Source organism: Spirosoma endbachense, from assembly GCF_010233585.1.
In the GTDB taxonomy this organism is placed as follows: Bacteria; Bacteroidota; Bacteroidia; order Cytophagales; family Spirosomataceae; genus Spirosoma; species Spirosoma endbachense.
In genome coordinates, this window is sequence record NZ_CP045997.1 from 428,429 (window position 1) to 440,352 (window position 11,924).

Below are 11,924 nucleotides of genomic sequence, written 5' to 3' on the forward strand. Positions count from 1 at the left end.
ATTTTAAAGGTAGGATAATTTATTGATTTTTAGAATAATGGTAGTTGCAGCAAACAGATTGTGTTTTTAAACGGTCGATCTGTGAATCTCTATGGAACGACCGGGAAGGCAACGACCCGAAGTTTGGTGCAGCCATAGGGAATGAGCGTAATGGTTTCGGTTTTGTCGTTTACTTCGCCTTTGTAAACACCATCTCGGGGCGTAACGGGTTGCCGGGCTACTCCCTCAACGATTTTCCAGTTAGGAATTTGCCGACCAGTCGTCTTAATTTCGATTGGCGCGTTGGTTTCATTCCACACAAAATTGGCAGCGACTGGCTTCATAACGACAGTCGTATTTTTGACAGGGTCATCAACCAATGCTTTCGGCAAGCCGTAATTCCAGCTTCCTTTCGGCTGAAATTCATAATAGGTCCCTTCTTCTTTAATTTTCTTTTCGGTTACTTCCGACTCTACTTTCAGGGCATAGACCAGGGGGCCGCGTTCGATCGTACGCGAGTTTTTGGCCCAGTTGCTCGTAATGACTTGCATCGGCAGTTGAAGTGTAACTTTATCGCCATTTTTCCAGGCCCGATTCAGGCTAATGATCTGCCCCCCTTTATCCGAGCGAAGTTTCGCTCCATTCAGCAGTATCGTCGCTTCTTTACACCAGCCCGGTATGCGCAAATCAAGTGGGAAAGTGGTTGTTTTGGGCAGGCTGATCGAGAACGTAATCTGATCGTCAAAGGGGTAGTTTGTTGCTTCCCGAATGGTAACCATTGTTCCATCACCAACCGGCGACTTAACAGTGTTAGGTGCGTATTCCAGCGCGGCAAGGCCATTTTCCTGACCGGATCTGTACCAGAGATGCGACGCGTATTTTGTCCAGCCCTGGTGCATATTGGCAGTACAGCAGGTATAACCGGCATAGGGCCCAAACACGTTGTTCATCCCCCGGTCGAAGGGGAGCGAGAAATCATAGACACCCCGCGAGACCTGTACCTGATTGGCAATCTGGAAATACTGCCTGGAATGGAAATCATCGGTCGTTTGGGTTGGCAGCGCATTGAATGTCATGCGTTCGAGGGCATCCATGTAAGCCGGTTCGCCCGTAATGCCAATGATTTCTTCCAGCGAAAACATGGTTTCAACAATGGCGCAGAGTTCAACGCCTTGTGTCGGTTCGTTGCCGTGCAGATCCTCATCACCCGAAAACATGCCGTGAGGGAGACCATGAAGAGTCATGAGGTCATGAAAACCGGTCTTCACGGCCGACAGATACTTTGCGTCTTTTTTGCCCCGGTAATATTCGGCGGGTAGTTTCAGCCCCATGCCCACATTAACAGCGTGCCTATCCATCCAGCGTTGGCTCGTCTGGTTGACGGCTGCCCCAATGGCCCAGTTACGACCACCAAGCAGGTCGGTCCAGTTGGTCGTTTGTTTATAAAGCATATCCGCCAGATCGAGCAGGAATTTGTCGCCGGTCTGGTTGTAAAGCCAGTACACGGCCATGATATTGTCGCCCCCGCGCGACTCGGCCCATTCGGTCCATTTGTTGAGGGGGCAGGTTTTCAGACTTTCATGCTGGTAGCGAAAATACCGGGTCATGAACGGAATGACCCGTTTGTCGTTCGTAGCGGAATAGTATTGTTGCAGGACTTTCAGCATCACCATGCGAGGCCACCAGTCTTCACCATCGGCGCAGGAATTCATTTTACCTCTGTTGGCAACTTCCTGTTTGGTATAAGGGCCAAAAAAACCGTTGGGCCGCTGATGCTCAAGACTCCAGTTAACGTATTTCTGGACTTTGTCTTTCAGCGTTTTATCGTCCAATAAATACGCCAGCGGAACGGCACCATCGAGCCAGTAGGGTGTTTCTTCCCAACCATCGCCTTTACCACCCAGCCAGCCGTTATCGTCTTTGATCTTAGGGTAATACTCATCCAGATGACCAGTGGACCCATCACGCATGACCTCGAGCTGGTGATGAAGCCAGCCATCGGGTTTGATGGCTCCAAGCGGCAATTCAAGGTATTTCTGCGGAGCCAGTGGAGTCCGATTGTTGCCAGAGGTTGCTTTCTGTGCGTATGAATTGACGACGGTTACTAGAAGAACTATAGTCAGGCTAAGGAAGGTAGATTTCATGGTAGTAAGGTAAGTACACCTATCGGCGAAAGTCCTGGATAATAAAATCAATTACTTTCCCGTTGCCAGTTGCTTGATCAATGTCGTTTCTTTGGGATCGAAAACCGAGCCATCGGGGCGAAAAATATCGTGAAACCAGACTTTTGGTTCTTCGCCACTGGGCATTGGAGCGTCCCAGGCATAGATGGTATTGGTTTTCCCTTTGACCAGCCCCCAGTTTATGGCCCCAACTTTATACTTTTTGAATACGGGCAGACAGGTTTCAAACAAACTGTTACGGGTTCTGGCCATGTATTCGGTGCAGATGAGTGGTCGGCCAAGTTTCTGGAGGTCAAGGATTTGCGCTTCCAGCTTGGGCGCTTCAGAATAATTGTGGAACGTTATGATGTCGGACTGGCTGAACATCAGGTCGTTCGATAGGGGATGGTCATTCCACCAGCCCGCCGTGATGGGTTGGGATGGTCGCACGGATTGTGCCCAGACAAATGTCTTCGTCAGCAAAGGCAGAACCGCATCGTTGTAGCCGTTGTTGGACGGCTCATTGAACAAGTCCCAGACTATGACTCGCTTGTCGTTCCCGAATGCAGTAAGTACGCCTTTGGTATATTGTTCCAGACCGCCCCATGTGCGTGAATCGAACAGACGTTTAGTTCCTGGTGAGCGGGCCCAGCCTGAGTTGTGTTTGCCCGTAACCGGCTCCTGTTGTTTGCCTGATTTGGGGTCGTCGTTCCAGCAGGAATCGAACAGCACAAACATAATTTTGATATGATGTTTATCGGCGATTTGCAGAAATTGATCGATCCGTTTTTTGTAGCCTTCAGCGTCCTGCTCCCAGACCAGGTTATGCAGAAACACCCGCATAATATTCATCCCGATCGATTCGGCATACCCCAGTTCACGGTCAATAGTCGCCGGATCGAACGATTCGGCCTGCCACATTTCCAACTGATTGATGGCGGTGCTGGGAATAAAATTGGCCCCTACCAGAAACGGTTGCGTTTTATACCAGTCGTTTGCTTGCTGGGCAGACCAGCGCTGAGCCGTTGCTGAATAGTAGAACGAAAGGCTGATGAACAGGAGGTTAAGTAATCGACGAATCAAGTAGAATCGGGTTGATTTCATAAACACAGTCAGAATATAGATAGGGGAAACCAGCACCAGGTTGGCCTTACACCTATAAAGGCGATTTTAATGCAATCTATCCTGCTTCATGAAGTTTTTGTGATTGATGTGAGCGGACAGTTAACTTGCGGCATGAAACTGTACCTCGTGCCGACGCCCATCGGCAATCTCGACGATATTACCCTCCGGGCCATTAAAGTGCTTCAAAGTGTCGACGCAGTCCTGGCCGAAGATACCCGTACATCGGGCGTGTTGCTCCGTCATCTGAATATCAGCAAACCGCTCCATAGCTACCACATCTTTAATGAACATCAGACCGTTCAGCGGCTGGTGAATCAACTGAAAGAAGGGAAAACACTGGCGCTTGTTTCCGATGCCGGAACACCTGGTATCTCAGACCCCGGTTTTCTTCTGGTTCGCGAGTGTATCAAAAACGACATAACCGTCGAATGCCTGCCCGGACCAACCGCTTTTGTACCGGCACTGGTTAATTCGGGCCTTCCCAACGACCGATTTACCTTTGAAGGGTTTCTGCCCCACAAAAAAGGCCGTCAAACCCGACTTTCCGAATTGGCCGAAGAAGAACGGACCATGGTGTTCTACGAATCACCCCATCGATTGATCAAAACCCTGCAACAGTTTTCGGAGGTGTTGGGTCCCGATCGGCCGGCCAGTGTTTCGCGTGAGTTAACAAAAGTTTTCGAGGAAAATCAGCGGGGATCGTTGTCCGAACTAATTGCGTATTTTGCCCAAAAAACGATAAAGGGTGAGCTTGTTATCTGCGTTCAGGGAAAAGAACCGGCCAAAGGGAAGGCCAAACGACAGTATGAAAATGACGTTGATGACAACGAAGACGATGAATAGCAACCGGATAGTGAAACAAATAATCGGCAGTTTTCTGCTCGTTCTTCAACTCATACTCAGTAGCCATCAAGAAGCAGTAGCGCAGCCCTTTTCGCCGTCGGCGCAGGTGAGTTTGCTCACGTTCGGGTCAGGAGAGGAGCTGTATTCTGTTTTTGGACATACGGCCATTCGTATTTACGACCCGACGCAGAACATAGACCGAACCTATGGGTGGGGAGGATTCCGCTTCGCTGAGAATAATTTCTATCTGAAATTTCTGCGCGGCACCTTACCGTATTACATCGATGCGTACGAGATGTACGTGATGATGTACGCCTATCAGGCCGAAAATAGAACCATCCGGGAACAGGTGCTGAATCTGTCGCCGGGTCAGAAGCAGCAATTGTTTACGGTGCTGGCAACCAACATGCTACCCGAAAATCGAACCTACCAGTACAAGTTTTTCTACGACAATTGTGCAACTCGTCCCCGCGATGTAATCGCCAAAGCCTGCGGTGATAGTTTGATGATGCCGTCGCGGTCTAGAATGACGGGTAAATCCTACCGTGACTGGATGAACGATTATCTGGGCGAAAAAGCCTGGGCCAAACTGGGCATGAACCTCGCCATCGGACAGCCGGCTGATGAACAGACCGATGGATGGCACGCTATGTACCTGCCCGAAAATGTGTATGATCAGATGGCACAGGCCAAATTAAAACAGGCTTCCGGTCAGGTAGTGCCGTTGGTAGCCCGCGATCAGACGCTTTTTACGGCCGCGAAGACTTTTCCGCATGAATTGCCGTTTATTCTGGACCCCAATGTCGTATTTACGCTGTTTGGGATCATTGTCGCTTTATTTACGGCTCGTCGCTACCAGGCGGGGAAAGTGGATCGCTGGCTCGATCGCTGGCTATTTGGTATTGTTGGCTTTCTGGGCTGGTTTCTCTTTCTGTTATGGGTGGGCACCGACCACGGCGTAACGGCCTGGAATCCGACGCTGTTTTACATGATGCCGCTTCATTTGCCCCTGATTTATTGGGCTACCAGTTCGAAAACTACTTCCCGGCGTCGAACCACGTATTTCAGCCTGACTGCCCTATTGATTCTATTGGGTATGATCTTCTCAAAAGTGCCGGGAGGTTTCGACGTGGTGTTTCCTTTAACCTTACTTATCCGGTGTATTGTCAATATTCAGATGGTCCGGCGTGGTTACCAGACACCGGCACGAGTAGCATAGGACGTATGATAGATGACAACTTAGTCTGTTTTCACCGAGGAGTTCCGTCAGAATGAGTAGGCCAAAATCCGAATCAACTTCTACCGGTAAACATCTTTACCTCTTGCATGAAACGGCTATTTATTGTCCTTTACTTGTTTTGTATCGCAGATCTTGTTGCCCAACCGGCCGAGCGTCTCGTCAAAGTTATCGTTACACCCAATCACGACGACTGGGTTTATAAAACCGGCGAACCAGTCAAATTTAACATCTCGGTTTACCGAAGTAACGTGCTACTGAAAGGGGCGAAACTTCGGTATGAAATTGGCCCTGAAAAGATGGAGCCAACGAAAAAGGAAACCGTTACGTTGCGCGACGGAACGCTGGCGCTGGACGGTGGTACAATGAAAACGGCGGGTTTCCTGCGCTGTATTGCAACCGTTGAACTGGATGGCAAAGAGTACCGGGGGCTAACAACGGCGGGTTTTGAACCACAGGCTATTAAGCCAACCGTTGCCAATCCGGCCGATTTTCAGGCATTCTGGGATAAGGCAAAAACCGATCTGGCTGCCATACCCATCGACGCCCGCATGACGTTGCTGCCTGACCGCTGTACCGAACTAACGAATGTCTACGAGCTGAGCCTGCAAAACATTAACAACTCCCGCTTCTACGGAATCCTGTGTGTGCCCAAGAAAGAGGGGAAATACCCGGCCATTCTACGAGTGCCCGGCGCTGGCGTTCGGCCTTACAATGGCATGATTGCTGAAGCCGAAAAAGGGTTTATTACGCTCGAAGTGGGTATTCACGGCGTTCCCGTCACAATGAATCAAATCGTGTATGATAACCTTAGCCGAGGGGCATTGAGCGGTTATCAGGCCGCTAACCTCGACGATCGCGACCGCTATTACTACAAGCGCGTTTATCTGGGCTGCGTGCGGGCCGTCGATTTTCTGGCAGGTATGCCACAGTATGACGGTCAGAATCTGGCCGTTACGGGCGGTAGCCAGGGGGGAGCCCTGTCGATTGTTACGGCTGGTCTTGATTCGCGCATAAAATGGCTGGCTGCCTATTATCCAGCATTAAGCGACGTGACGGGCTACCTGAATGGTCGTGCCGGGGGATGGCCACACTTGTTTGCGGGCAACGAACTGGCGTATAACAACAAGCCCGATCGCATTAAAACGACGGGTTATTACGACGTAGTCAATTTTGCCCGACTGGTTAAAGTGCCGGGCCGGTATTCGTGGGGATTTAATGACGAAACCTGTCCGCCAACCTCCATGTATGCCGCTTATAACGTAATTCCCGGTCCCAAAGAACTCGACACGAACTTTCTTGATACAGGACACTGGACCTATCCTGAGCAAACCGAAAAAATGACCAGCTGGCTCCTGGCCCAGTTAAAAGGAGGTAGTAAATAACAGCGCATTATTCGTTCTGTTTTACCCACTATTTCGTAGGGAGGCACAAAGAGCACAGAGAGAAATCGTTGTATTCTTTGTGCCTCCTTAGAAACTGGAATAGAAGAATGTCGAATACCTGTGCTATTAATTCAGGATTAAGTGGTATTGGCAAAATTCAGTAGTATATCTCTCTAAAAGTCGGTTTTTCCGTTAGAACGCAACCAAATCGGTCAGAATTACGTAATTTCAGTATGCAACTATTTGTTAACACGGCACTCAATAATACGTTTAAAAATACACTTAGTCAGCAACTTCCTGCCGACATAACCGTTGTGTTCCGCCATGATCTGCCACCAGCAGACCAACAAACAGCCTTTCAGGCGGCCGATTTAGTACTCGGAAACCCACCATCGGCCTGGTTTGCAGTGCCATTACCCAACCTGAAATTCTGGCAGTTGGATTCTGCCGGTTTTGATGGCTACAAAAACGTTCAACTTCAGGCAATTGTGGCCAACATGGGTGATTACTTCGCCTGGCCCTGTGCTGAAACAATGCTGGCGGGCATTCTGGCTCTTTACCGGCGTATTCCCGAATTAGTGACCTTGCAGAACCAGAGCGAATGGGTTGGTGCACCAATTCGGGCCAGAACCGGATTGCTCCGTAACAAACGCGTTGTTATTCTTGGAACGGGTACAATCGGGCAGGCTGTGCGGCAGATGATGAGCGGCTTTGACTGCGATTGCAAAATGCTGGCCCGTACCGACCCCAGGGCCGAGTTGCATTCGATTGATGAATTGAAAGCGGTCCTGCCTCAGACCGATATCGTCGTTAATTGCCTGCCCGGCACAGCAACCGGATTTGTTTCAGCAGATTTGATGGCAGCTATGAAGCCAGGCAGTATGTACGCCAACGTAGGCCGGGGTAGTACAACAGATGAATCAGCATTGATCGAAGCGTTGCAATCCGGACACCTGGGGGGCGCTGTACTCGATGTGACAGCTGTTGAACCACTGCCCGTCGACAATCCGCTCTGGACGTTACCGAACGTGCTGCTGACGCAACATACCGGCGGTGGACAACCCGACGAAGATGCGGGTAAGGTGGTTCAGTTTATCAAAAATTTTAACCGGTTCCGGGCTGGTGAACCAGTCGAGAATGGAGTAGAATTGGGCCGGGGATATTAACCGGAAATACAAAAGTCAATTTAGTATTTTTTGTCGATTTTTAGGCTTTTAAAGCCGATTTTTCAACTTTTTTTTGTATATTTAAGGAGTCGAACCGAGGATATATCGTTCGGCAAACCCCGCCTAATTATCCATTGAAATAGTACCTATTACAATTCATGATGAACGAAGAAAATCAGGAACCGATAGACGACGAACAGTCACTGCATGGAGCAGATAATTCTGCCGACGGCGCAGAGCCAATCGACGCTATAGGACCGGATGAACAACCGATTGACACCATTAACGAAGTCCTGCATGACCAAACCGTCGTTTCAGGGCTGTATGAAAATTACTTTCTCGATTACGCATCTTACGTCATCCTTGAGCGGGCAGTACCCGCCGTTGAAGACGGTCTGAAACCCGTTCAGCGCCGGATTCTGCATGCACTTAAAGAAATGGACGATGGCCGATTTAATAAAGTCGCGAACGTCATTGGCCAGACCATGCAATTTCACCCTCATGGTGATGCGTCGATTGGTGAAGCGCTTGTTAATATTGGTCAGAAAGAACTGCTGTTCGATACGCAGGGAAGCTGGGGAGACGTTCGTACGGGCGATGGCGCTGCTGCTCCACGTTACATTGAAGTTCGGCTCTCGAAGTTTGCCCAGGATGCTATTTACAATGACAAGACAACGGAGTGGCAGCTATCCTACGATGGCCGGAAGCGTGAACCGGTAACCCTGCCTGTCAAGTTTCCCTTACTGCTTGCGCAGGGTGTTGAAGGAATTGCCGTTGGACTTTCTACCAAAATTCTGCCGCACAACTTCAATGAACTGGTCGAAGCGTCGATCCAGATCCTGAAAGACAAGCCCGTTTCGCTATTTCCCGATTTTCAGACGGGGGGACTGATTGATGTCAGTAACTACAACGACGGTCATCGGGGCGGTAAGGTTCGGGTTCGGGCCAAAATAGAAGAAGTCGATAAGAAAACACTGGCTATTCGTGACGTTCCGTTTGGCGTTACCACGCCACAGCTGATCGAGTCTATCGTTAAAGCAGCTGAATTAGGGAAAATCAGAATCAAAGCCCCCAGTCGTAACGTGGCTGCCGTCGTTGACAATACGGCCAGAGATGTTGAAATTCTTGTTCACCTCCAGCCGGGCGTATCACCCGATGTGAGCATTGATGCGCTCTATGCATTCACGGACTGCGAAGTATCGATTTCGCCCAATGCCTGCGTAATTATTGGCGATAAACCTCATTTTGTCAGCGTAACGGATATTCTGCGCGTCAACACGCACCAAACGGTTCACTTGTTGCAACGCGAGCTTGAAATTCGGCGTAGTGAATTAATGGAGCGATTGCTGTACAGTTCGCTCGAAAAGATTTTCATTGAAAACCGGATTTACCGTAAAATTGAAGAGTGCGAAACGTTCGAGGCCGTACTGGTAACGATCGATAAAGCGCTCAAACCGTTTAAGAAGCAGTTCTACCGGGAAATTACCGAAGATGATCTGATTCGCCTGACTGAAATCAAGATCAAGCGAATTTCCAAATTCGATGGTTTCAAGGCCGAGGAACTGATGCGCAGGCTGGAGCAGGAATTGGCCGAAACTGAAGATAACCTGGCTAATATTACCCGGTATGCCATTGCTTATTACAAAGACCTGCAAAAGAAATACGGCAAAGGTCGCGAACGTAAGACCGAAATACGGGCGTTCAACACAATTAGTGCTAATGTAGTGGCTGCTGCCAACCAGAAGCTTTACGTGGATCGGGAAGGTGGTTTTATCGGGTATGGCCTGAAGAAGGACGAGTACGTCAGCGACTGTTCCGACATCGACGACATCATTATCTTCCGGCGCGATGCCAAATGCCTGGTTACTAAAATTCAGGAGAAGATATTCGTCGGCAAGGATATTGTACACGTCTCTGTATTCAAGAAAAATGACGAGCGTAAGATTTACAACCTTGTCTATCTGGATGGGAAATCGGGAATTTCGATGGCGAAGCGCTTTCCTGTTACGGGCGTCACCCGTGACCGCGAATATGACCTGACCATGGGTAACCCGAAATCGAAACTGACGTATTTCAGTGCGAATGATAATGGCGAGGCAGAAATCATTACGATAAATCTGACGGCGCAGTCGACGGCAAAGATCAAGCAGTTTGATTTCGACTTTGCTTCGGTCGGTATTAAGAATCGGGGGGCACAGGGTAACATTCTGACTAAATACCCCGTACGAAAGATTACTCAGAAATCGGGCGGTGTTTCTACACTGGGTGGTGTCGATATCTGGTATGACGACCATCTCGGGCGGTTGAATCGCGACGAACGCGGACGACTCCTCGGCAATTTTGATGCAAAAGATAGCATTCTGGTCGTTTATAAAGATGGACAGTATGAATTGACCAGCTTTGATCTGACCAATCGGTATGAGCCGAATGAGGTGGCTGTGTTAATGAAATTTGATCCGGAAACGGTGCTTTCTGCGATCTATTACGAGATCAATCAGAAGGCGTGGTATGTGAAACGGTTTAAAGTCGAAACAACGTCGCTCGATAAGAAATTTAGTTTTATAGGCGACACCAAAGGGTCTAAGAACCTGGCTGTTACGGCCGATCGCTTTCCGCGTATTGAAATTGTGCATCAGGTAAAGGATCGGGGCCCACTCGAAAAAATGGTCCTTGAGCCAGAAGGTTTTATCGAAGTGCGGGGTTGGAAAGCACTGGGCAATAAACTTCCTTTTGCCAAAGTAAAAGAAGTAAAACTGCTGGCACCAAAGGTTGTAATTCCGAATGCGGTAAAGAATCCCATAAAACCGGCTGAACCTGTAGAAGCCAGTACAACGGAGACCGACGAAAAAGAGTCTGTTCAGTTAGGGTTGTTTTCATAGAACCATTAAATCCTTCCAGAACTGAGTTCTGGAAGGATAATACAGCATGGAAGAAAAGCCTTTTTTAGGATTACGAACGGTAATTTATGCGGCTCCAGACCTTTCGGCAACAAAAGCCTGGTATGCAAAAGCGCTGGCGATCGAGCCTTATTTCGATGAGCCCTTTTACGTTGGATTCAATGTGGGCGGTTATGAACTGGGACTTATTCCCGATGCGACAATTGTTGAGGGTAGCACCATTAGCTATTGGGGCGTTGCCGATATTAATAAAGTAATGCAAAGATTTCTTAATTTGGGAGCGACTTTACACACTGATATTCAGGATGTAGGCGACGGAATTAAGACTGCATCCATAAAAGATCCATTTGGTAATGTTGTTGGATTAATCGAAAATCCCCATTTTAGTTTGTAAAATGAACACGACGTTGGCCACCGACTACAGCGACGACACGCCCCGCGAAGCGGTTGGCGTTCGCGTGGTCAAATGGACCATCAAGTTTACCATCGCACTGACATTCACGGGGGCCATGGTCGTGTTGATTTGCAATTGGTGGGTTGTTCATAACACAAAGGACCAGATCTATTTTGACATCAATGAGTTACCCGCCAACGATGTTGGCCTGGTGCTTGGTACGAGCAAGTTTGTTCGATCTGGAAAAGAAAACCTGTTTTTCCGATTCCGGATGGAGGCAACCGCGCGGCTTTGGAAGGAAGGGAAAGTTAAATACCTGATTCTGAGTGGTAATAATGATTCAGAATACTACAATGAGCCGGTAGACATGCAGCGTGCGCTGGTAAAATTAGGGGTTCCAACATCCGTAATGACACTCGATTACGCTGGTTATCGAACATTCGATTCGGTGGTTCGCTGCAAAGACGTCTTCAATCAGGAAAAAATTACGATCATCTCCCAGAATTTCCACAATGCCCGTGCGCTCTACATTGGCAATCACGAGGGGATTGAGGCTATTGCTTTTGCCGCCCAGGATGTTCCTGATGGTTACTCCCTTCGCACCCTCGTTCGCGAATACCTCGCCCGACCATACGCCCTCCTCGACGTATATGTGCTGCGTCCACAACCAGAAAAAGGGAACTGGGAGCGAAAAAAAGACCGGTAAATTGTAATGGATTTACGGGTACCCAATCAA

The 11,924-nt window shown here is 48.9% G+C and carries 9 protein-coding genes; 7 read left to right on the plus strand and 2 right to left on the minus strand.

The features are described from left to right. Nucleotides 1-89 precede the first annotated feature (89 nt). Nucleotides 90-2,123 (minus strand): beta-L-arabinofuranosidase domain-containing protein, encoded by a 2,034-nt coding sequence (locus GJR95_RS01610; protein ID WP_162384221.1) that lies wholly within the window; start codon nt 2,121-2,123, stop codon nt 90-92. Between the two features lie 51 nt (nt 2,124-2,174). Beyond that, nucleotides 2,175-3,245, minus strand: coding sequence for a cellulase family glycosylhydrolase (locus GJR95_RS01615; RefSeq protein WP_162384222.1), 1,071 nt, complete (start codon nt 3,243-3,245; stop codon nt 2,175-2,177). 132 nt (nt 3,246-3,377) lie between these two features. Between GJR95_RS01615 and rsmI the strand changes: the two genes are divergently transcribed. The 7 genes from rsmI to GJR95_RS01650 all read left to right on the plus strand — a co-directional run bounded on the left by rsmI (nt 3,378) and on the right by GJR95_RS01650 (nt 11,894). Next, nucleotides 3,378-4,109: a 16S rRNA (cytidine(1402)-2'-O)-methyltransferase gene (rsmI, locus tag GJR95_RS01620; RefSeq protein WP_162384223.1), complete on the plus strand. Its 732-nt coding sequence runs from the start codon at nt 3,378-3,380 to the stop codon at nt 4,107-4,109. Further along, the gene (locus tag GJR95_RS01625; protein WP_232541048.1) at nt 4,072-5,328 is read left to right on the plus strand and encodes a lipoprotein N-acyltransferase Lnb domain-containing protein; all 1,257 of its coding nucleotides are present in this window, start codon (nt 4,072-4,074) and stop codon (nt 5,326-5,328) included. Before rsmI ends, GJR95_RS01625 begins: the two co-directional genes overlap by 38 nt. A gap of 107 nt (nt 5,329-5,435) precedes the next feature. Next, on the plus strand, nt 5,436-6,731 hold the full coding sequence (locus GJR95_RS01630) for an acetylxylan esterase (protein WP_162384224.1): 1,296 nt from the start codon (nt 5,436-5,438) through the stop codon (nt 6,729-6,731). A gap of 233 nt (nt 6,732-6,964) precedes the next feature. Then, the gene (locus GJR95_RS01635) at nt 6,965-7,897 is read left to right on the plus strand and encodes a D-2-hydroxyacid dehydrogenase (RefSeq protein ID WP_162384225.1); all 933 of its coding nucleotides are present in this window, start codon (nt 6,965-6,967) and stop codon (nt 7,895-7,897) included. Nucleotides 7,898-8,055: 158 nt separating this feature from the next. Beyond that, complete coding sequence (locus tag GJR95_RS01640; RefSeq protein ID WP_162384226.1) at nt 8,056-10,776, plus strand: DNA gyrase/topoisomerase IV subunit A; 2,721 nt, start codon at nt 8,056-8,058, stop codon at nt 10,774-10,776. 46 nt (nt 10,777-10,822) lie between these two features. Beyond that, complete coding sequence (locus GJR95_RS01645; RefSeq protein WP_162384227.1) at nt 10,823-11,188, plus strand: VOC family protein; 366 nt, start codon at nt 10,823-10,825, stop codon at nt 11,186-11,188. A 1-nt stretch (nt 11,189) separates the two neighbouring features. Next, the gene (locus GJR95_RS01650) at nt 11,190-11,894 is read left to right on the plus strand and encodes a SanA/YdcF family protein (RefSeq protein WP_162384228.1); all 705 of its coding nucleotides are present in this window, start codon (nt 11,190-11,192) and stop codon (nt 11,892-11,894) included. Nucleotides 11,895-11,924: the final 30 nt, after the last annotated feature.

Bases quoted from the DNA above. Each gene is read 5' to 3' on its own strand.
- GJR95_RS01610 (WP_162384221.1), bottom strand. From the start codon at position 2,123: ATGAAATCTACCTTCCTTAGCCTGACTATAGTTCTTCTAGTAACCGTC.
- GJR95_RS01615 (WP_162384222.1), bottom strand. From the start codon at position 3,245: ATGAAATCAACCCGATTCTACTTGATTCGTCGATTACTTAACCTCCTG.
- rsmI (WP_162384223.1), top strand. From the start codon at position 3,378: ATGAAACTGTACCTCGTGCCGACGCCCATCGGCAATCTCGACGATATT.
- GJR95_RS01625 (WP_232541048.1), top strand. From the start codon at position 4,072: ATGAAAATGACGTTGATGACAACGAAGACGATGAATAGCAACCGGATA.
- GJR95_RS01630 (WP_162384224.1), top strand. From the start codon at position 5,436: ATGAAACGGCTATTTATTGTCCTTTACTTGTTTTGTATCGCAGATCTT.
- GJR95_RS01635 (WP_162384225.1), top strand. From the start codon at position 6,965: ATGCAACTATTTGTTAACACGGCACTCAATAATACGTTTAAAAATACA.
- GJR95_RS01640 (WP_162384226.1), top strand. From the start codon at position 8,056: ATGATGAACGAAGAAAATCAGGAACCGATAGACGACGAACAGTCACTG.
- GJR95_RS01645 (WP_162384227.1), top strand. From the start codon at position 10,823: ATGGAAGAAAAGCCTTTTTTAGGATTACGAACGGTAATTTATGCGGCT.
- GJR95_RS01650 (WP_162384228.1), top strand. From the start codon at position 11,190: ATGAACACGACGTTGGCCACCGACTACAGCGACGACACGCCCCGCGAA.